Source organism: Paraburkholderia sp. RAU2J, from assembly GCF_003634845.1.
GTDB classification, from domain to species: Bacteria; Pseudomonadota; Gammaproteobacteria; order Burkholderiales; family Burkholderiaceae; genus Paraburkholderia; species Paraburkholderia fynbosensis.
In genome coordinates this window covers 3,331,082-3,352,671 of sequence record NZ_RBXG01000001.1, presented here as the reverse complement: position 1 = coordinate 3,352,671, position 21,590 = coordinate 3,331,082, and the positions used below count along the sequence as shown (strand labels likewise).

The following is a 21,590-nucleotide window of genomic DNA, read 5'->3' as shown; positions in this document are numbered from 1 at the left end:
TCTTCGAAGCCGCTTGCCTGGATCGATTGCCGGCATCACTGCGAAGCCGCGCCAAGCGATGCCAGACTCAACGTCCCCTGACTGATGAATCGTGTCGTACCGGTCAAGCCGCCCGCGAGCTTGCCGCGCAGGATGTACGGAACCTGCCCCGAGTCGGCGGCTCCGGCGAATGCGAAGGCCTGGCGAACCGCGGCGAAAGCCGGCACGGTCAGCGGCACGGTGACGACGGTTTCGCCGAAGCGCGGCACCGTGCCGCCCTGGTCGCTGACGCCGCTCGCGAACGACTTGCCGTTCACTTCGAGATCGAGCGACACGCCGCTGAAGCTGACCGTCGAATCATTGGGATTCTGCACGCGTAGTTTGACGTTGAAGCGCATCTCCAGCCCCTGGCCTTCGAGCGGCTCGATACCGGCCACGCTGACGCGCAACGGATCGGCGCCGAACAGGCCCGCGCAGCCGTTGAGCGTCAGCGTGACGATCATGAGAAGGGCAACGATGGCGGACAAGCCGCGAAGGCAGGAGAGACGGCCGGACAGCGGCGCGCGCAGGAAAAGCATGACCGGCACCTCGAACGAAGCGGTTGGTGATGCATTGTACCGGGCAGCGTCGCGTGGGCAGAGGCGATTCAGACGGTGCGCCGCCAGCGTGTTTTGGCGAGTTCGGCCAGATGCCGGACGGCCAGTGGAAGCCAGCCTTGAGCGCCTGTCGCGGCATGCGGGGGCAGCACGATGAACGCGGCAGAGTCTGTGCGGGTCGCACCGGGTGCGCGCAGGGCGCTGATCGACACCCTGCCGCGTTGCGGCGTCACAAACCGCTCGCTTTCGAGCAAGGTGATCGACGTGAGTGGGACGGCATCGCCCAGCCAGGCGAGCGAACGGTCGCGGAAGTCGAGTTGCAAACGGCCTTCGACGGCCACGATCGAACTACCGGCGTGCAGGTCATGCACGGCGACCTGACCGGCCAGGAGAGACGATGCAGGGGGTCTGCGCAAACCGGCGCAAGATTCACGAGCATGCATGACAGAGTCCTTTAAACCGTTTTCATGCCACACAGCTTATTGAGTCCGTCAACGTGAAAACAGCCGCAACCGCCGACAATCTGAACCGGTGCAGCAAAGCATTTCAGCATGCTGTATTGGTCCGAATCGGGCCAATGTGTATCTGTCGCGGCGTGCGAACTGTCCGCACCATCGGCTCATGACCGAATCCATTCTCAAGCGGCCGGAGCCGTCGAGCGAGCTGTCCGCGAACAGCCCGCCGCTTTACCGGCAACTGGCCGACCAATACCGCCGCGCGATCAGCAACGGCGTGCTGCGCCCCGGCGATCGCATGCCGTCGATGCGCGCGTTCATGCAGCGGCACGGCGTGAGCCTCGCGACCGCGACCGAGAGCTACCGCGTGCTGGAGCGCGCCGCGCTGATCGATGCCCGGCCGCGCGCCGGCTATTTCGTGCGCGTGGCGCCCGCGGCCGCTTTGCCGGCCGCCGCCGAACCCGATCCCGCGGTGGTTGCGGGCACCGCGCAGTTCGTCGGCATTCACTCGGCGATTTCCACGCTCGTGTCGACCTACCAGCGTTATCCGCAAGCGCAGAATCTCGGCGGCGCGACCGCCTCACCCGATCTCTATCCGACCGACGCGTTGCAGAAAGCCGCGCTGCGCGCGTTGCGCGCGCGGCCTACGTTGCTGACCGCCGCCGGTCCCGATCAGGGCGACCCGGCGTTGCGCGCGATCATCGCGCGGCGTGCGCTCGAGGCCGGTATCCAGATCGGCGCGGACGACATCATCATGACGCACGGCGGCATCGAAGCCGTGAACCTCGCATTGCGCGCGGTAACGCAGCCAGGCGACACCGTCGCGGTCGAATCGCCGTGTTTTTTCGGGTTACTGCAGGCGCTCGAAAGCCTCGGCCTGCGCGCGCTGGAAATTCCGACCAGCCCGAGCACCGGCCTTGCGATCGAAGCGCTCGCCTTCGCGCTGCAAACGCATCCCGACATCAAGGCGGTGGTGGCCGTGCCGAACCTGCAGAATCCGCTCGGCAGCGTGATGCCCGACGCGCACAAGGCGAGCCTCGTCGAACTGTGCGCGCGTGCCGGCATTCCACTGATCGAGGACGACCCGTATCGCGAACTCGTCGATGCCGTTGCGCCGCCACGCTCGCTGAAGGCCTGGGACACCGACGGCACCGTGATCCATTGCACGTCGTTCAACAAGACCCTCGCGCCGGGCATGCGGGTCGGCTGGATCAATGGCGGGCGCTGGCATCCGCGCATCGGCATGCTGAAGTTCGCGCAGTCGCGGCACAACGAACAGCTCTCGCAGGTCGTGCTCGCCGGGTTTCTGGAGACGAGCGCGTACGAGCGGCATCTGCGGCGCTTGCGCGACGGCTTGCGGCTTCAGCGCGAACGGATGGCGGCGGCGGTGGCCGCGTCGTTTCCCGACGGCACACGCTTCACGCCGCCGCGCGGCGGCCTGTTCTTCTGGATCGAGTTGCCGCGCGAGGTGTCGTCGGCGGCTTTCTTCGAGGCCGCACTGGATGACGGTATTCGCGTGATGCCGGGAACGGTGTTCTCGAACGCGGGGCGTTTCGATCACTTCATCCGGCTCAGCTGTCCGAGCACGGATCTCGACCGGGCCGACGAAGCGGTGCGCAGGTTAGGTAGATTGGCGGGACGGATGGCGGCGCATGCGCCGAAGCGATAGCGGGTATCATTTCCCGCTGCGCCTCGCGCAGGCTGCGCGTGCGTGCGAATGCATACGTCATGCGTCAAAACGCAAGACAGACAGTGCGACGAACGTCAGGCTGCGGCCCGACACTTCGAATCGAATTGAACCGAGTCGAAGCGAACGAGGTGTGGCCGCGCTCATCATTTTGTGATGTCAGGACTCGACGATGCATCAACGATGTCTCTCACCCACCCAGCATTCCGCCGACTACGAAACCTGAATACGCAATGACCGATTCATCCTCATCACCGAAAGCAGGCAACGCGACATTGCCCGAAAGCCCGTTTGTCGATCGTCTCGGCGCGCAGTTGCTGTCCGCTGCCGATGGCGTCAGCGAAGTCGTGCTGCCGTTGCAGCCCGATCACATGAACACGTGGGACGTCGCGCACGGCGGCGTCACGATGACGCTTGCCGACGTCGCGCTCGCGATGGCCGCGCGCAGTCTCGCCGGCGACGGCGTCGGCGTGGTCACCGTCGAGATGAAGGTCAACTTCATGCAGCCGGGGCGGGGCGAGTTGCGCGCGACCGGCCGCGTGCTGCACCGCTCGACCACGATGGCCTATTGCGAAGGCGAGATCCGCGACAGCGAAGGCCACTTCGTCGCCAAGGCGCTCGGCACCTTCAAATACATGCGGCGCCTCGCGGTCGGCCGCGGCGTGACGCAACAGCGTTTGCGCAGCGACCCGTCGGCGAAACCGGGCCCGAGCGACGGCTGAGCTCTCGGCGCGCGTGCCGAGCGTGTCGCCCGCCTGTCGCGGCTTGCGCACGCGAAGTGCAAACCATGCATGCCGTTCCAACTATTCACCGATCCAATCGGTCACTCAAGGAGACAACCGTCATGTCCCAGATCAACCGTCAACTCGTGCTGGCTTCGCGTCCGCAAGGCGCGGTCACGCCCGACAATTTCAAGCTCGTCGAAACGCCGCTCGCGCCGCTGGCCGACGGCGAATTGCGCGTGCGCAATCACTTCCTGTCGCTCGACCCTTACATGCGTGGCCGCATGAACGACAGCAAGTCGTACGCGGCGCCGCAACCGCTGAACGAAGTGATGATCGGCGGCACGGTTGGCGAAGTGGTGGAGTCGAAGAACCCGAAATTCGTGGTCGGCGACAAGGTGGTCGCGATGTTCGGCTGGCAGGAGTACGGCACGTCGAACGGCGCCGGTGTACAGAAAGTCGACGACACGCACGTGCCGCTGTCGGCCTATCTCGGACCGGTCGGCATGCCCGGCGTCACCGCGTGGTACGGCCTGAACCGGATCATCGCGCCGAAAGCGGGCGAGACGGTGGTGGTCAGCGCTGCGAGCGGCGCGGTGGGCAGCGTGGTCGGACAACTGGCGAAAGCGGCCGGCGCGCGCGCGGTCGGCATCGCGGGCGGCGCGGACAAGTGCCGCTACGTGACCGACACGCTCGGCTTCGATGCCTGTGTCGACTACAAGGCCGGCAATCTGTATCAGGACCTCAAGGCTGTGACGCCCGATGGCGTGGACGGCTACTTCGAAAATGTCGGCGGCGAAGTGCTCGACGCGACGCTCGCGCGCATGAACGCGTTCGGGCGCATCGCGCTGTGCGGGTTCATCGCGGGCTATGACGGCCAGCCGATGCCGCTCAAGCACCCGTCGTTGATGCTCACGCAGCGGCTGCTCGTGCAGGGCTTCATCGTCAGCGAGCATATGGACGTGTGGCCGGAAGCGCTCAAGCAGCTCGGCACGCTGGTCGCGCAGAAGCAGCTGCACTATCGCGAGACCATCGCGCAGGGGCTCGACGCGGCGCCTGAGGCGTTCATCGGCCTGCTCAAAGGCCGCAACTTCGGCAAGCAGCTCGTCAAGCTGATCTGAGCGCGGCAACACAACAGCCGTCAATCACGCATCCAGGGGCCGCGCGGATCACACCGCGACTCAAGCCAGAAGTTACCGCGCAGTCCTCAGTCAGGAGTCAGACGATGTTCGAATTCGCCGGCAAGGTGGCAGTGATCACGGGGGCGGGCGGCGGCTTCGGCCGCGCGTTCGCGCAGAAGGGCGCGGCGCTCGGCATGAAGCTCGTGCTCGCCGACGTGGATCCCGACGCGCTCGCGCAAACCGTCGAAGCGTTGCGCGGCAACGGCGCCGACGCGATCGGCGTGCCGACCGATGTGTCCGACGCAGCCCAGGTCGACGCGCTCGCGCAAGCGGCGCTCGCCGCGTTCGACAAGGTGCACGTGCTCTTCAACAATGCGGGCGTGGGCACGGGCGGCTTGCTGTGGGAGAGCACGGCGAACGACTGGTCGTGGGTGTTCGGTGTCAACGTGATGGGCGTCGCGCACGGCGTGCGGGTCTTTGCGCCGATCATGCTGGCGCAGAACGAGCCCGCGCATATCGTCAATACGGCGTCGGTGGCGGGCTTGCTGTCGCCGCCTGCGATGGGCATCTACAACGCGTCGAAGCATGCAGTGGTCTCGCTGACCGAGACGCTTCATCACGACCTGCAACTGGCGCAGGCGCCAGCGACGCACGAAGAGGATGCGGATACGGCGAGTGGTCTCGTCGGCTGCTCGCTGCTGTGTCCGGCCTTCGTGCCGACCGGCATCGCCGATGCGCAGCGCGCGCGTCCCGAGCCACTGCGCAATGCCGGCCGGCCGACGCGCTCGCAGATCGCCGCCGGCAAGCAACTGCAGCGCGCGGTGCAGTCGGGCAAGCTGAGCGCCGCCGATGTCGCCGACATCACGTTCGAAGCGATCGCCGTGCGACGTTTCTATATCATCACGCATCCGGGCATCATGGCGACGGTGAAGCTGCGTCACGAGGATATCGAGCAATTGCGCAATCCCACCGACCCGATGTCGCTGAAGCCCGAGGTGAAGAACGCGGGCGAGGCATGAGTCGCGGCTGCTCGTCGTATTGCGCGTATTCATAGTCTGAACATCGTCCCATCGCCGGCGCGTTGCGTGCCGGCTCTTTTCCAACCTCCGGCGCACAGGCGCCTTCCGGTCCACCACGCGCACCATGCCGCTGAATCCAACGATCGAGCAGATACTCGACATGATCGCGCGGGCGAAGCGCCCGCTGTATCACCAGATGACCGCGCAACAGGCGCGCGCGGCGTACGAGAACAGCGCGCCGATCCTGGAGATCGCGAGCGCGCCGATGTTCACACTCGACGACCTGTTCATTCCCACGCGCGACGGCGCGGCGATTCGCGCCCGTTTGTACCAGGCGGTCGAGCCGAGCTGGGCCCAGCCCGCACCGGCGCTGGTCTACTACCACGGCGGCGGCTTCACGGTAGGCAGTGTCGATACGCACGATGCGCTGTGCCGGATGTTCGCGCGCGACGGCCAATGCACGGTGTTGTCGGTCGATTACCGGCTCGCGCCCGAGCACAAATTCCCCACCGCGGTCGAGGACGCGTTCGACGCGTTGAGCTGGCTGCACGAGCACGCCGCGCAATTCGGCGTGGACGGGGAGCGGCTCGCGGTCGGCGGCGATAGTGCGGGCGGCACGCTGGCGACCGTCTGCGCGGTACTTGCCCGCGACGCCGGCATCCGGCTCGCGCTGCAATTGCTGATCTATCCCGGCACGACCGGTTATCAGCAAACCGATTCGCACGCGCGCTTCGCCGACGGTTTCCTGCTCTCGGGCGAGACGATTCAATGGTTCTTCGAGCAGTACGTGCGCGACAAAAGCGATCGCGACGACTGGCGTTTCGCGCCGCTCGACGGCGAGCGCGGCGCGCCCGATTTTCGCGGCGTCGCGCCGGCATGGATCGCGACCGCCGAATACGATCCGCTGAGCGACGAAGGCGATGCGTATGCGCGCAAACTGCGCGCGCTCGGCAACGAAGTCGTGCTCACGCGCTATCCGGGCATGATCCACGAGTTCTTCAAGATGGGCGGCTTTGTGCCCGATGTCACGAAGGCGCATGCGGATGCCGCGGCGGCGTTGCGGGCGGCGTTTCGGGTGGAGTAGCCGCGGCGCGATCGACGCCCATCGGCAAGATCGTCGTCACGCTGTGACGAAGCGGGCCAGCCGGTCTTGCGCACGACCGCTGCGAGCGGTGAAAGAAGACGAGGCGCGCAGCAGTACGGAGCGCGCCGAACTATTTCACGCAATCTCGCGTTCGATGTTGAACGCGAAGCTGCGCTCGAAATCGCCGGGCCGCACGATCCGATGCGAGCCATTGTCGTCGCTATGCTCGGCGATCGCCACGCTCACCACCTCGCCATGCGCGGTCACCCGCAAAGCGGTCGTGCCGCGCGTGCCGTAGTCCGGCGACTCGATGAACGCCGCCGACAACACCCGTTCGCGTTCGAGCGGAATACCGGTGGAGGGCAATTCGTCGTCGCGAGCGACACGCGGGTCTCGCATGAGATCGATCAGACGTTCGAGCGGCGGCATGGCGTCGCGCGCGAGCAGCGTGCCGAGCTCGGCGCGCTTTTTCACGAGTTTCGGCCACGCGGTATCGAGGACCGCATTCGAGATGCCGTGCGTGCCGGGCGAGAGCAGAGCGGGCGCGCGCTCGGCCCGGTTGCAATACCAGGCGAGTTCGCGGCGCGCCCAGTCGCCCACCAGCAGATTGAAGCCGTTGTAGATGTCGCCGGTTTGTGCGACGTGCTGCAGATACGCGAGCGGGGTCTCGTGCGGGCAGCCGTTCGATGCGCGCGCCGAAGCGTTTAGCCAGTCGCTCACGAGGGTGCCGCGAGTCGGCGCGTCGGCGCGCATTTCGTGCGGCGCGCGGTAATTGGTCAGCGCGGCGAAGCGGCCGTCGCGCGACAAGCCGAGCCATGTGCCGCCGCCCACTAGATCGCGGCCGGCCAGGACGCCCGGCGCGTCCTGCCACCAGCTGATCGGTTCGGCCGTGCGGCGAAAGAATTCGTCGCGATTCGCGGCGAGCGTGAAAAGCGGGCCGTCGACCGCATCGGGCCGCCAGTCGAAAACGATCAGGCACATCGGGGGGCGTCTCCCGCTGAAGGGCGTGGGCGTTGAAGAGGCCGGCAAAGGCGGTGAGCGAAAGCGGCCAGCAAAAAAAGCGGCGGCTGAGGGCGCCGCGTCGAACCATGCAAGACGTCAGAGTTCGGTCGGCAAGCCGTAGGGCAGCGCGAGAAAGCGCAGCGCCGGACCGTCGGCCGCGCCCAGATGCACCGAGCCGCTTTCCAGCGCCGCGAGCTTGATCTCGACCAGCACGTCGACCCCGCCGCCTTGCGCAGACGCCGCGTTCACGATCATCCCGCACGGCTGGCCCGGATCGTCCGAGTGGAACAGTTCCGCGCCGGGCCTGACGTCCGCCAGTTCGCCGTCCACGTTGGCGAGCGACGTGCGCCGCTTGATCGTGCCGCGATACTGGCTGCGCGCGACCACTTCCTGGCCGGGATAGCAGCCCTTGCGGAAATTCACCGCGCCGAGCACGTCGAAGTTGACCATTTGCGGCACGAACTGCTCGACCACGGGCTGCGTGATGCGCGGCTCGCCCGCGCGGATGTCGAGCCAGTCCCACACGGCCGGCGACACGCGCTCGAGCTGGCCGTCGAGCGAGGGCAGCAGCGCCTCGACCTGCGCCTTGTGGCCGATCCACAGATAGCGCAGCCGCTCGAGCGCATCGGGCACGCGAATCAGCGAGCCCGCCGTGCCGTCCACCTGCACGTGCACGCCGTCGGGCAGCGCGTCGAACACGCCTGACAACGCCTTGCGGACGTTGCCGGCGAGACCCACCACCGCGAGTTCGCCGCTCGCGTCGACCAGTTTCGCTTTCGCACGCAGGATGAACATGGACAGCCGCTTTTGCACCGCGGGCTGCACGTCCTTCGACAGCAGCAGGCGGATCGTGTCGCCGCTGCGCCACGTCAGGAACGACGCGAGCAGGCGGCCCTTCGCCGAGCAGTAGCCCGCGAGCCGCGCGTTGGCGGCGTCGAGGTGCTGGGTGTCGTTGGTCAGCTGGCCGTGCAGGAAGCTCGCCGCGTCGTCGCCGGTGGCGTCGATCACGCCGAACTGCGTGAGCGGCATGTAGGCGCCGTGATGGAGCACGGCGTCGAATTCATCGGCCGACGGGCGCGGCAGCACGGCGAGCGCAGCGGCGGAACCCGGCGCGGTGCTGGACGGAGTGCCTGAAGGAGTGCCTGGAGCGGTAGCGAGCGGTGTGTTCATGGATCCCGGGAACAGTCAATTCTGACTTTAGCTAAGGCAAACAGCTATTATATGCAGTCCACCCATGTCCCGTTTCGCATGTCCCTTCTGAAGAAATGTTTCGTCGCCGGCTCAATCGTCGTTGTGCTGGCCGCAGCCGCACTTGCTGGCGGATATCACTGGGCAACCAGCCCGCTCGATCTGACCCCCGCGCAACTCGACGTGACCGTCAAACCGCACAGCAGCCTGCGCAGCGTTGCGCTGCAGCTCAATCGCGGCGGCGTGCCGGTGGAACCCGAGCTGTTCATCCTCATGACGCGGCTGCTGGGCTTGCAGACCGATCTCAAATCAGGCAACTACGAGTTGAAGACGGGCGTGACGCCATACGAAGTGCTGCAGAAAATCGCGCGAGGCGACGTCAACGAATACGTGGCGACAATCATCGAGGGCTGGACCTTCAAGCGCATGCGCGCCGAGCTCGACGCCAATCCGGCGCTCAAACACGACACGCTCGGCATGAGCGACGCCGACCTGCTGACGGCGATCGGCGCGCCCGAGGCCTCGCTCGGTACGGGCGAAGGGCTGTTTTTCCCGGACACGTATCTGTTCGACAAGAACGCGAGCGATCTCGAGATCTACCGTCGCGCCTACCGGCTCATGCGCGTGCGGCTCGACGAAGCCTGGCTCGCGCGCGCGCCGAACCTGCCGTACAAAACGCCGTACGATGCATTGACGATGGCGTCGATCATCGAAAAGGAAACCGGCAAAGCCTCGGACCGGCCGATGGTGGCCGCGGTGTTCGCGAACCGCCTGCGCACGGGCATGCCGCTGCAGACCGACCCGTCCGTGATCTATGGCATGGGCGAGAGCTACACCGGGCACATCAGAAAGAAAGACCTGCAGACCGACACTCCCTACAATACCTACACCCGAATGGGCTTGCCGCCCACTCCCATTGCGCTGCCCGGGGTCGCGTCGCTGCAGGCGGCGCTGAATCCGGCGCAAAGCACCGCGCTGTACTTCGTGTCGCGCGGTGACGGCAGCAGCATCTTTTCAGACACCCTCGGCGATCACAACAAAGCCGTGGATAAATACATTCGAGGGCAATGATGGCGCGGGGCAAATTCATTACGTTTGAGGGCATCGACGGTGCCGGCAAGACGACCCACCTCGGCTGGTTTCGCGAACGGCTCGAAGAGAAGGTCGCGAGTACCGGCCGCTCGGTCGTCATGACGCGCGAGCCGGGCGGCACGCCGCTTGGCGAACAGATTCGCGAGATCGTGCTGCACCAGAAGATGGACCTCGAAACCGAGGCGCTGCTGATGTTCGCGCTGCGCCGCCAGCATCTGGCCGAAGTGATCGAGCCGGCGCTCGCGCGCGGCGACTGGGTGCTGTCCGACCGTTTCACCGACGCCACGTTCGCCTATCAGGGCGGCGGCCGCGGCTTGCCGCGCGACAAGCTGGAAGCGCTGGAGCGTTGGGTGCAGGGCGGGTTTCAGCCGGATCTGACCGTGCTGTTCGATCTGCCGCCCGAGATCGCCAACGAACGGCGCAGCGCGGCGCGCGATCCGGACCGCTTCGAGAGCGAGTCGGCGGCGTTTTTCGAACGCACGCGCACTGAATATTTGCGACGCGCGGAAGAGGCGCCTTACCGTTTCGCTATCATCGATTCTTCGCTGAGCATCGTGCGCATTCAGAAGCAACTTGAAGAATTGATTTCAACTATTTGATTTTAAGGAAATATAATTTCCTTTTATAACAACGCCCAGAGCTCACGTCAAAACTCACGCAACGCTTTCAACTGATTGATTTCAAAGAGAAACAATGATTTATCCGTGGCAAGCCGATGACTGGAACCGCCTGCAGCAGCTGCGCGGCCACTGGCCGCACGCATTGCTGCTGCATGGGCAGGCGGGCATCGGCAAGCTGCGCTTCGCGCAGCATCTCGCGCAAGGTCTGCTGTGCGAGGCCCAGCAGGCCAATGGCGAGCCGTGCGGCGCGTGCGCGGCCTGCAACTGGTTCGCGCAGGGCAATCATCCCGACTACCGGATCGTCGTGCCCGAGGCGCTCGCGGCCGAAGCCGGCCTGAGCGGCGGCGCCGACGAAAAAGCCGACAAAGCCGACGCCGACGAAGGCAAGAAGACCCGCACGCCCAGCAAGGAAATCAAGATCGAACAGATTCGCGGGCTGCTCGACTTCGTCGGCGTCGGCTCGCATCGCGGCGGCGCGCGCGTGGTCGTGCTGTATCCGGCCGAAGCGCTGAACATCGCGGCGGCCAACGCACTGCTCAAGACGCTGGAAGAGCCGCCGGCGGGCGTCGTGTTCCTGATGGTGTCGGCGCGCATCGACCGTTTGCTGCCCACCATCATCAGCCGCTGCCGCCAGTGGCCGATGAGCGTGCCCGCGCCCGAGGTGGCGACGAAGTGGCTGGCCGCGCAAGGCGTCGCCGAAGCGCCCGCGCTGCTCGCGGAAGCCGGCGGTGCGCCGCTCGCGGCACTCGCGCTCGCCAGCGACGAAAACCGCACGTTGCGCGACTGGACGCTCAAGCAGCTCGCCGCGGGTCCAGATTGTGATGCCTTTGCCTGCGGCGAGGCGCTGCAGAAGCTGCCGGTGCCACTGGTACTGGGCTGGCTGCAGCGCTGGATGTACGATCTGCTGGCGCAGCGCACCGCCGGCGCGCCGCGTTATTTTCCGCAGGCCTCGGCGGCGTTGGCGCGCTGCGCGTCACAGGCGGATGCCAGCGCGTTTGCGCGCTTCACCCGCGCCGTGACGCGTCAGCGCGCCGTCGAGAACCATCCGCTGAACGCGCGGCTGGTGTTCGAGGAACTGTTTATCGGCTACCGCGAGCTGTTCGCTTAAGCCGCACCGGCGGCGAGCGCAAGCCGCTCGCCGCCCAGGCCGGAACGGGCTTTGCGCTGCGCGCCCCGGCCCGGTCATGGGTCCCGTAATCGGTCTTTCATTTCAGATATAAGCACCATGAGCCTTGCCTACCGCGATGCCACGCTCGACGATCTGCCCGCGATCGTCGCCATCTACAACTCGACCGTGCCGTCGCGGCAAGTGACGGCCGACCTCGAACCGGTCACGGTCGAAAGCCGGCTCGCGTGGTTTCACGCGCACGACCCCCATAAGCGCCCGCTGTGGGTCGTGGAAGACCCGCAACAGCCTGCCCGGGTGATCGCGTGGCTGAGCTTTTCGGATTTCTATGGCCGCCCGGCCTACCTGCGCACCGCCGAGGTCAGCATCTATCTGGACGAAAGCGCGCGCGGCCAGGGCCTCGGCAAAAAGCTGCTGACGGCCTCCCTCGCGGCGGCGCCGGCGCTCGGCATCGACACCGTGCTGGGCTTCGTGTTCGGTCACAACGACGCAAGCCTGCGGCTGTTCCGCGGCTTCGGCTTCGACACGTGGGGCTCGCTGCCGCGCGTGGCCGTGCTGGACGGCGTGGAGCGCGATCTCGTGATTCTCGGCAAGCGCCTCGATTCGGCTCACGCCGCCGCCTGATCCGCCTCAAGCCACTTTTCGCAGGACCTCACCATGTTTGTCGATTCGCACTGTCACATCAACTTCGAAGGACTCGCCGACCGCCTGCCGCAAGTGCTCGAGAACATGCGCAGCCATTCGGTTACGCATGCGCTGTGCGTGTCGGTCGATCTGGAGACGCTGCCGTCCGTGCTGGACATCGCCAGCCGGTACGAGAACGTCTACGCGTCGGTCGGCGTCCATCCTGATCACGAGGACATGCGTGAGCCGAGTCTCGCCGAGCTGATCGAGCTGGCCGCGCATCCGAAAGTGGTCGCGATCGGCGAGACCGGGCTCGACTACTACCGCCTCGAAAGCCGCACGATCGCCGACATGGAATGGCAGCGTGAGCGCTTTCGCACGCACATCCGCGCCGCGCATGCGACCAGGAAGCCGCTGATCATCCACACGCGCTCGTCGGCAGAAGACACGCTGCGGATCATGGCCGAGGAACGCGCGAGCGAGCCGGGCGGCGTGATGCATTGCTTCACCGAGCCGTGGGCGGTGGCCGAGCAGGCGCTCGCGCAGAATTTTTACATCTCGCTGTCGGGCATCGTCACGTTCAAGAGCGCGACCGAGGTGCAGGACGTCGCGCGCCGCGTGCCGCTCGAGCGCCTGCTGATCGAAACCGACTCGCCGTACCTCGCGCCGGTGCCGTATCGCGGCAAGCCTAATGAACCTGCGTACGTAAGTTATGTCGGACGCTTCATCGCGCAACAGCGTGAGATGCCGGACGAAGCATTGGCCGCCGCGACCACGCAAAACTTCTTCCGGCTGTTCAAGATTCCGGCTCAAACCGGCGCGTAATTCATAAAGCCTAGTAATATCAAAAGGATAGGGAAGTTTCCTAAAGCAAGATATGAAAAATATTCCGATGTCGACCCCTGCCTTCCAATCGACTTCCGCCGGGCGCGGCGCGCTGGCTTCGGCGCGCCGCGGCGCATCGCGTGCCGCGCTCGCAGCCGCCTTCGCCTGCGCGGCGCTGAGCGCGCTGGTCGCGGCGCCAGCGCAGGCGGCGCCGATCGACTCGTTGATCAAGTCGGTCAAGTTCGACGATGTCGACGGCGTCAACAAGCTGCTCGCGAAGGGCATGGACCCGAACAGCGTCGACAATCAGGGCATTCCGCTGCTGGTGATCGCCGCGCGCGAGAAATCGGAAAAGGTGGGCGCGGCGCTGCTCGCGAACCCGAAAACCAACATCGAGATCGAAGACAAAGCCGGCGAGAACGCGCTGATGATGGCCGCGCTGGCCGGCGACCTGAACTTCGTCAACCTGCTGATCGCGAAAGACGCCGAGGTCAACAAGAAGGGCTGGGCGCCACTGCACTACGCGGCCGCGAACGGCCACGACGACATCGTCAAGGTGCTGCTCGACCATTCGGCCTATGTCGACGCGGGTTCGCCGAACGGCACCACGCCGCTGATGATGGCCGCGCGCGGGGGCCATGTGTCGACGGTGAAACTGCTGCTGGACAACGGCGCGGATTTGACGGTGAAGAACCAGATCGGCATGACGGCGCTCGATTTCGCGAAGACCTACAAGGAGCCGGACGTAGTCGAAGGCCTGAGCGCGCGGCTGCAGCAAATGCAGCAGAAGTGAACGGTGCGGCGGCCTGGCCGCTCGTCCAGTTCGCCGCGCATTGGCCTGAAGATGGCGGCGGGCTGCCTGCTGCGCTTGCCTAAAACAGTGCAGAATGACGACTTGGCGCGCCAGGTGGCGCGCCGTCTCGATGCGGCGAAAGACCGCCTGATAAATGACCCTCGAAAGGAACACCATGCTGCGGGCTTTGATTTTCGCCAGCGCGTTTGCCGTACCGCTATCGGCAGCCGCGTTTACGGGGGGCGACCTCAACAAGCTGTGCACCAAGACGGATGTAGCATCGCGTAGCGCCTGCGCCGCCTATATCGAAGGCGCCGCCGACGGCATCTTCAACACCATTGACGCGATCGGCGGCACCACCGGCCCGCGGGTCGGCCAGTACTTCTGCCTGCCGCCCGACGCGCGCTCGGCGCAATTGACCGACGCGGTGCGCAAGTACATCGCGGAAAATCCGATCGTCGCGGGCTACAACGCCAGCACGGCGATCTCGCTGGGCCTCGGCAAGGCGTTCCCCTGCAAGAGCAGCGAGTGAGTGATCTGAACGGCCGGGCTGCGAGCTTGCGTGCTGCACGCGGGCGGGCGTCGTGGCCGGCCAATGTCTTCGTATGCGGGCCGGCCTGTCGCGGGGTTGAAACTCCGCGCCGGGGCGTCCGCTTCAAAGCCGGTTGAAGACCGGAACGCCCCTCTGCGCAACTGGGGGCTTGTGCCCGATTCGCCATTGCGCGGCGATTGAGACCTAAGATGACGGTAGTCCGCTGATGCGCCACGCGGGCATGGAGCAGCAGGCCGCCTGTTCAACGCCGCCGAAAGGGCAGGCGCGGCGGGCCCCCGACTCAGCAATGCGCCCGCGTCGGCAGTGCGCCGCGGCGTCGGCCGGCGGCCCGGCGCGCAGCGCAGCGCAGCAGGCGGTACCTCGCCAACGGCGCGGCCACGCGCCACGCGCAGCGGTCCTGTCTACCACTCGAGCCAGGAGGAACATACCCCCCATGTCTACTCTCGACGACCTCAGCCTCGTCGCCGAAGCGCCGCTGCACACGTGGTTCGGCGCGTTGATCGTGTCGGTGATCGTGGCGGCGGTGGCCGTCGCCATTCACCGGGTCGGCGCGCGCGTCGTGATGCGCATTGCGCGGCCGCATCCGCTCATCAGCGTGGTGCTGCGCTACATCGACAAGCCGTCGCTGTTCGTCCTCGTGATTCTGGTGCTGGAAGCCGTATGGTCCGAGGCGCCCGATACGCTCAGGTACATCGAGCCGATTCGCGACGTCGCCGCGATCGCGCTGATCGCCGCGCTCACGTGGCTGTCGGTGCGCTCGGCGGCGGCCATCGGCGAGGCGATCATTCGCGCCCATCCGCTCGATAGCGCCGACAACCTGCAGGCGCGCCGCATCCATACACAAGCCCGGGTGCTGGCGCGCTCGGTGATGATCCTGATCGTGATCGTCGGCACGGGCGGCGCGCTGATGACTTTCCCGAATGTCCGCCAGGTCGGCGCGAGTCTGCTGGCGTCGGCGGGTGTGGCCGGTCTGGTTGCCGGTATTGCGGCGCGGCCGGTGCTCGGCAATCTGATCGCCGGTTTGCAGATTGCCTTGTCGCAGCCGATCCGGCTCGACGATGTCGTCGTGATTCAGGGCGAGTGGGGGCGTATCGAGGAAATTACCGGTACGTATGTGTCGGTGCGGCTGTGGGACCAGCGCCGGCTGATCGTGCCGCTGCAATGGTTTATCGAAAATCCATTCACTAACTGGACGCGCAGCAGCTCGCAGATCATCGGCACGGTGTTTCTGTTCGTCGATTACCGGATGCCGCTCGCGCCGCTGCGCGAAGAGCTGGCGCGCATCGTGGAGAGCGCGCCCGAATGGGACCGCCGCGTGCAGGTGCTGCAGGTCACGGACGGCACCGAACGCGCGATGCAATTGCGCGCGCTCGTCAGTTCGCTCGATTCCGGCCTGAACTGGGATTTGCGCTGCCGCGTGCGCGAAGGGCTGCTCGACTTCATCCAGCGGCACTATCCGCAGTACTTGCCGCGTACGCGTGCCGACGTGTCGGCGGAGGTTGAAACCAGCACGAACGAGCAGATCGACTGGGTGCCGCGCAGCGCGCAGGCGCCGGCCGGCAGCACGGCCGCGCATACCGAGGCCGATCCGGTGGCCAGCCGGTTTGGACGGCCTGGCGCGGCGGAGGCTGTGCAGAAGGCGAAGGAAAAAGTGTAGCGGGCGCGCCGGGTAACGCATACCTTGGTGAGTGCGTGAGTGCGTGAGCAGGCACCGTGCCCCGCTTACATTGCGTGCCTGAACCGATCAGCCCTCTTGCGGTCGAACCGTCCACTCACTCACGAACCTGGCGCGGCAACGGCATGCTTCAGCGCGCTTCGGGCAACGGCGGCGCAACTCGCAACACCGCCGCCGGCATCGCCAAAGGCACACCCGCCCGCGCCGTGCGAACCAAGGAGGACATGCAACATGGGCCGACTGATCGTCGTGTCGAATCGCGTCGCCACACCGACGGAAACCAAAGGATCGGCGGGCGGCCTCGCGGTCGGCGTGTTCGGTGCGCTGAAGGACGCGGGAGGCGTGTGGTTCGGCTGGAGCGGCGACGTGGTCAGCGAGACCGTCGCCAATGCGGGGCCTACGCTGGAACAGGACGGCGCCGTAACCTTCGCGACCGTCGGACTGACGCGCAAGGACTACGACCAGTACTATCGCGGCTTTTCTAACGCGACGCTGTGGCCGGTATTCCACTACCGCAACGACCTCGCGCGCTATGAGCGCGAGGAGTATGCGGGCTACCGGCGCGTCAACGCATGGCTCGCGCACAAGCTGATCAAGCTGCTCGAACCCGACGACATCATCTGGATTCACGACTACCATCTGATCCCGTTCGCCGAGGCGCTGCGCAACGAGGGCGTGACGAACCGCATCGGCTTCTTCCTGCATATTCCGTTTCCCGCGCCGCAGATCCTGCTCAACATTCCGCCGCACGAAGAACTGGTGAAATCGCTGTCGTGCTACGACCTGCTAGGTTTCCAGACCGCCACCGACCAGCAGGCGTTCCACGACTACGTGACGCGCCACGCGCGCGGCACGGTGAGCGCGGATGGCCTCGTCGAAGCGTTCGGGCGCAAGCTGCGCACCGGCGTCTACCGCATCGGCGTGTTCCCCGACGAAATCGCCGAGCAGGCGAAGCGCTATGAAAGCCGCCAGCACGTGCTCGACCTGAAGCAGAGCCTCGAAGGCCGCAAGCTGATCATGAGCGTCGACCGGCTCGATTACTCGAAGGGACTCGTCGAGCGCTTCCGCGCGTTCGAGCATCTGCTGGAGCGTTCGCCCGAATGGCGCGGCAACGTCACGCTGGTGCAGATCGCTCCGCCCACGCGCTCGGACGTCGCCACCTATCAGAAGATCCGCCAGGATCTCGAATACGAAGCAGGCCGAATCAACGGCCGCTACTCGGGCCTCGACTACACGCCGATCCGCTATCTGAACCAGCAGTACGACCGCTGGAAACTGATGTCGCTGTTTCGCGAATCGCAGATCGGCTTCGTGACGCCGCTGCACGACGGCATGAACCTGGTCGCGAAAGAATACGTCGCCGCCCAGAATCCCGACGACCCCGGCGTGCTGGTGCTGTCGGTGTTCGCGGGCGCGGCGGCGGAGTTGAGCGGCGCGTTGCTGGTCAATCCGCACGATGCGATCGGCATGTGCGAAGCGTTGCAGCGCGCCTTGCAGATGCCGCTCGACGCGCGTCAACGGCGGCATGAGATCAACATGGCGGCGCTGCGCAAGAACGACCTCGGCGTGTGGCGCGACACCTTCCTGAGCGATCTGCGCAAGGTGCCGGCGCAGAAGCCGAACAACGGCGGCGGCCACAAGTGATGGCGCATGGGGATGGCGTCACGGCGGCGGACCTGCCGCCGCTCGCGTTCGCACGGTGGACAAGCGCATGCTGAGCGCGCTGGCCATCGCGGGCTACCGGTCGTTGCGCGAGTTGATCGTGCCGCTCGGCCGCCTGAACGTGATCACCGGCGCGAATGGCAGCGGCAAGTCGAGCGTGTATCGCGCGCTGCGTTTGCTGGCGGAGACCGCGCGCGGCGGCGTGATCACATCGCTCGCGCGCGAAGGCGGTTTGCCGTCGACGCTGTGGGCCGGCCCCGAGCGCTTTTCGCGCGCGATGCTGGCGGGCGAGTCGCCAGTCGAGGGGACGCGCCGCAAGGAGCCGGTCAGTCTCAGGCTCGGCTTCGCCAGCGACGAGTTCAGCTACGCGATCGATCTGGGCTTGCCGACGCCACAGGAGTCGAGCAAATTCCAGCTCGACCCGGTCATCAAACGCGAGTGCATCTGGAGCGGAGCGCTGCTGCGGCCTTCGGCGTTGCTGGTCGACCGCCACGGCGTCGCCTTGCGCACGCGTGACGGCAACGGCGACTGGCAGACCGTTCCGCAACCGGTCGCCAGTTTCGACAGCATGATGACGGAGTTCTCCGACCCGCGCAGCGCACCCGAAATGGTCACGGTGCGCGAGCAGATCCGCTCGTGGCGTTTCTACGATCATTTCCGCACCGACGCCGAAGCGCCTGCGCGTCTGCCGCAAATCGGCACGCATACGCCGGTGCTGTCCGACGACGGCACGGACCTCGCGGCGGCCTTGCAGACCATCCGCGAGATCGGCGACCCGGCCGCGCTCGACGCGGCAATCGACGACGCCTTTCCCGGCTCGCAACTGGACGTCACGACGCACGACGGCCGCTTCGAAGTGGCCATGCGTCAGGATGGTCTACTGCGGCCGCTGAAAGGCGCGGAATTGTCGGACGGCACCTTGCGCTATCTGCTGCTGGTCGCGGCCTTGCTCACGCCGCGTCCGCCCGCACTGCTGGTGCTGAACGAACCGGAGACGAGCCTGCATCCGGACCTGCTGCCGGCGCTCGCGCGTCTGATCGCGCGGGCATCGGCGGATTCGCAGGTGCTGGTGGTGTCGCATGCGGCGCGCTTGATCGCGGCGCTCGAACGCGAGGAGGCGAGCCAGTCGATCGTGCTGGAGAAACACTTCGGTGCGACGCGCCTCGCCGATGCCGACGACCTTGAATTGCCCGCATGGAAATGGCCCGCGCGCTAGTCTTTCGGGCCGAAGAGGGGCGGGCCGGATGTAAGCCGACTGTAACAGCGCAGAGCAAATGCAAGGTGAGGGGCTTTTTGGCCGGACGCCAGGGAATAATGCTCCGATGCCGGTGGAGCACGCGTCGTTGCGTCACCCTCGCGACGCTGCATTGATCGGAGTGAAGGGCGCTGTCATACTCGGCGTCGCTGACGTGCACCGCCATGAGGCGCAAGCCGTCAGTCCATGGAGACACATAATATGAAGATTGCGCAGATCGCCCCCCTGACCGAGTCGGTGCCGCCGAAGCTCTATGGCGGCACGGAGCGCGTCGTGTCGTACATTACCGAGGCGCTCGTCGAGCTCGGCCATGACGTGACGCTGTTCGCGAGCGGCGACTCCGTCACCAGCGCCAAGCTCGAAGCGGTCTGGCCGCGCGCGTTGCGTCTGGACCCCGGCATCCGCGACCGCATCGCGCCGCACATGCTGCTGATGGAACTGGTGCGCCGCCAGGCCGACGAGTTCGACGTGCTGCACTTTCACCTCGACTACTACTCGTTCTCGGTGTTCAAACGGCAGGAGACGCCGTTCGTCACGACCATGCACGGCCGCCTCGATTTGCCCGAGCAGCAGCCGGTCTTCGACACTTTCAACACCGCGCCGGTGATCTCGATTTCGAACGCGCAGCGTCATCCGCTGCCGCAGGCGCGCTGGCTCACCACCGTCTATCACGGCTTGCCCGAGCAGCTCTACACGCCGCAGCCGGTCGAGCAGAAGTACCTTGCGTTTCTCGGCCGCATCTCGCCGGAAAAGCGCGTCGACACCGCGATCCGCATTGCCGGGCGTTGTGGGATGCCGATCCGCATCGCCGCGAAAGTGGACACCGCCGACCGCGAGTACTTCGAACGCGAGATCCGGCCGCTGCTGGACTTGCCATACGTGGAGTTCATCGGCGAGATTGCGGATAACCAGAAGGCCGAATTCCTGTCGGGCGCGCATGCGCTGCTGTTCCCGATCGACTGGCCGGAGCCGTTCGGTCTCGTGATGATCGAGGCGATGGCGTGCGGCACGCCGGTGATCGCGTTCAATCGCGGCTCGGTGCCGGAAGTGATCGAAGACGGCGTGACCGGTTTTATCGTCGAGGACGAAATCGGCGCGGTGGCGGCGGTCAACCGTCTGCACAAGATGCCGCGCGCGGGCGTGCGGCAGCGCTTCGAGGAGCGCTTCACTTCGCACCGGATGGCACAGCAGTACGTGGATGCGTATCAGTCGGTGATTCGCGCGCAGAAGCGTTCGCGCTTCAAGGTGATCGATACGTCGTCGGGAAGTTGACGCGGCGGATTCGACTACGCTGCATCGAGTCCGCGGACTCACATGCGCGGCACGGAGAAAAAAGGACGGCGGTGTGCAATGCGCACCGCCGTTTTTCATTGCTGCTTCATGCTGAACGATTGCCTTGGCTCGCCGCCGGGCTTTTGCGGCACAGGCCCCGAAGGACAGCCTCGACGCGAGGATGAGCGGCGGCCGGCAGCCTGAACGAACCTGCCGCCGCGACACTCCCGCCTGCCGCCCTGCAACTGCAGACCGCGCGGCCCCGCGTCTGATCCGGCCTCCGCCCGCTTACGCAACCGGGCGGATCAGACGCTTACCGCGCAGATCTTCCAACCGGATAGCGCGCTCAGATCTTCAGACGCGATACCTTGGTGCCCTGCAGTGACAGGTCGCCCATCAGACCCGCATTGGTCAGCACGAATACCTGGACCGGGGCGGTTGCCGTGGTCGTGTCGATCGAGCCGTTGGCGCCGACCTTCACCAGCGCGACCGAGGCCTCGCCGCCGACCGACCAGCCATCCGCATTGCGGAATTGGTCGAGCGAGTCCTGCGTCATGAACAGGAAGATGATGGCCTTCGATTGCGCGCCCGCCTGCAGGCCGAACGACCCGGAAACCGTACTGTAGTAGCCGACCGAGGCGCCGCCCACGCGCAGCGCTCCTTCGCCGTACTGGCCACCGACGATGAAGCCTGCTTGCAGAACCGATGGGAACACCAGCACGCCACGCGCCTTCGACACCAGTTCGCGGGAACCCTTCACGGTCGTGAAGAGGCGTGACAGCGTGCCGTCGACGGCGGCGTCGATAGAGTGGCGCTTCGAGGCATCGATGGCAGGCGTGTTGTTGCTGCTGCTGGAAGACGTGGTCGTACAGCCAGCGAGTGCAATGCCTCCGAAAGCGAGCGCAGCGGTAGTCTTCAGCATGAAGTTTCGTCTTTGCATCGTCATCGTTTTTCTCCGTGTAGTTCCGGGGCGCAACATGGGGGCGATGTCGCCGGGTTGCCTTTGAGTTATATCACAGGCGAGCGCCAACGCGCACTTCGCCGGCAGGCGAGAAGCCTTGTGTGACGGGGCTTTGCGGCTGATTGCAAGAGGTCGTACTGTAATTTTGACCTGCCTCTGCGCTGGCCTGAAAGGGCCTGTGTGGCGTTTTGATTGGCTTCCTAGGAGGGCTGCGTCGCGCGCGGCCGCACGTTGGTCAAACGCTCGGCGTCCGGCAGAAAAGTGCTTTTTACCGATTTT

The 21,590-nt window shown here is 65.9% G+C and carries 21 protein-coding genes; 16 read left to right on the top strand and 5 right to left on the bottom strand.

Going from position 1 to position 21,590, the window contains the following annotated elements:
* Positions 1 to 35: 35 nt before the first annotated feature.
* On the bottom strand, positions 36 to 557 hold the full coding sequence (locus tag B0G69_RS15255; RefSeq protein ID WP_121318226.1) for an LEA type 2 family protein: 522 nt from the start codon (positions 555 to 557) through the stop codon (positions 36 to 38).
* A gap of 68 nt (positions 558 to 625) precedes the next feature.
* Entirely contained in the window at positions 626 to 1,018 is a 393-nt protein-coding gene (locus B0G69_RS15250) for a hypothetical protein (RefSeq protein ID WP_121318224.1), read from the bottom strand.
* 178 nt (positions 1,019 to 1,196) lie between these two features.
* Here B0G69_RS15250 and B0G69_RS15245 point away from each other — a divergent pair, with 178 nt between their 5' ends.
* The 5 genes from B0G69_RS15245 to B0G69_RS15225 all read left to right on the top strand — a co-directional run bounded on the left by B0G69_RS15245 (position 1,197) and on the right by B0G69_RS15225 (position 6,663).
* A complete protein-coding gene (locus B0G69_RS15245) occupies positions 1,197 to 2,699 on the top strand; it encodes a PLP-dependent aminotransferase family protein (protein ID WP_121319448.1) in 1,503 nt (500 codons plus the stop codon).
* A 251-nt stretch (positions 2,700 to 2,950) separates the two neighbouring features.
* A complete protein-coding gene (locus B0G69_RS15240) occupies positions 2,951 to 3,439 on the top strand; it encodes a PaaI family thioesterase (RefSeq protein WP_121318223.1) in 489 nt (162 codons plus the stop codon).
* 122 nt (positions 3,440 to 3,561) lie between these two features.
* Positions 3,562 to 4,560 carry an NADP-dependent oxidoreductase gene (locus B0G69_RS15235; protein WP_121318221.1) on the top strand — a complete coding sequence of 333 codons (999 nt, stop codon included), beginning with the start codon at positions 3,562 to 3,564 and terminating at the stop codon, positions 4,558 to 4,560.
* A 104-nt stretch (positions 4,561 to 4,664) separates the two neighbouring features.
* Positions 4,665 to 5,579 carry an SDR family oxidoreductase gene (locus tag B0G69_RS15230; RefSeq protein WP_121318219.1) on the top strand — a complete coding sequence of 305 codons (915 nt, stop codon included), beginning with the start codon at positions 4,665 to 4,667 and terminating at the stop codon, positions 5,577 to 5,579.
* Between the two features lie 124 nt (positions 5,580 to 5,703).
* On the top strand, positions 5,704 to 6,663 hold the full coding sequence (locus B0G69_RS15225; protein WP_121318217.1) for an alpha/beta hydrolase: 960 nt from the start codon (positions 5,704 to 5,706) through the stop codon (positions 6,661 to 6,663).
* Positions 6,664 to 6,798: 135 nt separating this feature from the next.
* Here B0G69_RS15225 and B0G69_RS15220 read toward each other — a convergent pair whose 3' ends face one another.
* Both B0G69_RS15220 and B0G69_RS15215 read right to left on the bottom strand, forming a co-directional pair.
* Positions 6,799 to 7,644, bottom strand: coding sequence for an NRDE family protein (locus B0G69_RS15220; RefSeq protein WP_121318215.1), 846 nt, complete (start codon positions 7,642 to 7,644; stop codon positions 6,799 to 6,801).
* A 117-nt stretch (positions 7,645 to 7,761) separates the two neighbouring features.
* Positions 7,762 to 8,835, bottom strand: coding sequence for a folate-binding protein YgfZ (locus B0G69_RS15215; protein ID WP_121318212.1), 1,074 nt, complete (start codon positions 8,833 to 8,835; stop codon positions 7,762 to 7,764).
* Positions 8,836 to 8,913: 78 nt separating this feature from the next.
* Between B0G69_RS15215 and mltG the strand changes: the two genes are divergently transcribed.
* The 11 genes from mltG (at position 8,914) to B0G69_RS15160 (ending at position 20,350) form a co-directional block, all read left to right on the top strand.
* Complete coding sequence (mltG, locus tag B0G69_RS15210) at positions 8,914 to 9,924, top strand: endolytic transglycosylase MltG (RefSeq protein WP_121319446.1); 1,011 nt, start codon at positions 8,914 to 8,916, stop codon at positions 9,922 to 9,924.
* Complete coding sequence (tmk, locus tag B0G69_RS15205) at positions 9,924 to 10,544, top strand: dTMP kinase (protein WP_121318210.1); 621 nt, start codon at positions 9,924 to 9,926, stop codon at positions 10,542 to 10,544. Before mltG ends, tmk begins: the two co-directional genes overlap by 1 nt.
* 94 nt (positions 10,545 to 10,638) lie before the next feature.
* Positions 10,639 to 11,673 (top strand): DNA polymerase III subunit delta', encoded by a 1,035-nt coding sequence (locus B0G69_RS15200; protein ID WP_121318208.1) that lies wholly within the window; start codon positions 10,639 to 10,641, stop codon positions 11,671 to 11,673.
* 117 nt (positions 11,674 to 11,790) lie between these two features.
* Positions 11,791 to 12,315, top strand: coding sequence for a GNAT family N-acetyltransferase (locus B0G69_RS15195; RefSeq protein ID WP_121318206.1), 525 nt, complete (start codon positions 11,791 to 11,793; stop codon positions 12,313 to 12,315).
* Between the two features lie 33 nt (positions 12,316 to 12,348).
* Entirely contained in the window at positions 12,349 to 13,140 is a 792-nt protein-coding gene (locus B0G69_RS15190; RefSeq protein WP_121318204.1) for a TatD family hydrolase, read from the top strand.
* A 67-nt stretch (positions 13,141 to 13,207) separates the two neighbouring features.
* Positions 13,208 to 13,933 carry an ankyrin repeat domain-containing protein gene (locus B0G69_RS15185; RefSeq protein ID WP_241991333.1) on the top strand — a complete coding sequence of 242 codons (726 nt, stop codon included), beginning with the start codon at positions 13,208 to 13,210 and terminating at the stop codon, positions 13,931 to 13,933.
* Positions 13,934 to 14,108: 175 nt separating this feature from the next.
* The gene (locus tag B0G69_RS15180; RefSeq protein ID WP_121318200.1) at positions 14,109 to 14,465 is read left to right on the top strand and encodes a Rap1a/Tai family immunity protein; all 357 of its coding nucleotides are present in this window, start codon (positions 14,109 to 14,111) and stop codon (positions 14,463 to 14,465) included.
* A gap of 454 nt (positions 14,466 to 14,919) precedes the next feature.
* Positions 14,920 to 16,143 carry a mechanosensitive ion channel domain-containing protein gene (locus tag B0G69_RS15175; RefSeq protein ID WP_121318198.1) on the top strand — a complete coding sequence of 408 codons (1,224 nt, stop codon included), beginning with the start codon at positions 14,920 to 14,922 and terminating at the stop codon, positions 16,141 to 16,143.
* 249 nt (positions 16,144 to 16,392) lie between these two features.
* On the top strand, positions 16,393 to 17,805 hold the full coding sequence (gene otsA / locus B0G69_RS15170) for an alpha,alpha-trehalose-phosphate synthase (UDP-forming) (RefSeq protein WP_121318196.1): 1,413 nt from the start codon (positions 16,393 to 16,395) through the stop codon (positions 17,803 to 17,805).
* A gap of 67 nt (positions 17,806 to 17,872) precedes the next feature.
* On the top strand, positions 17,873 to 19,039 hold the full coding sequence (locus B0G69_RS15165) for an AAA family ATPase (RefSeq protein ID WP_121319444.1): 1,167 nt from the start codon (positions 17,873 to 17,875) through the stop codon (positions 19,037 to 19,039).
* A gap of 240 nt (positions 19,040 to 19,279) precedes the next feature.
* Positions 19,280 to 20,350: a glycosyltransferase family 4 protein gene (locus tag B0G69_RS15160; protein ID WP_121318194.1), complete on the top strand. Its 1,071-nt coding sequence runs from the start codon at positions 19,280 to 19,282 to the stop codon at positions 20,348 to 20,350.
* A 346-nt stretch (positions 20,351 to 20,696) separates the two neighbouring features.
* Here B0G69_RS15160 and B0G69_RS15155 read toward each other — a convergent pair whose 3' ends face one another.
* A complete protein-coding gene (locus B0G69_RS15155) occupies positions 20,697 to 21,290 on the bottom strand; it encodes a YSC84-related protein (RefSeq protein WP_121319442.1) in 594 nt (197 codons plus the stop codon).
* Positions 21,291 to 21,590 lie beyond the last annotated feature (300 nt).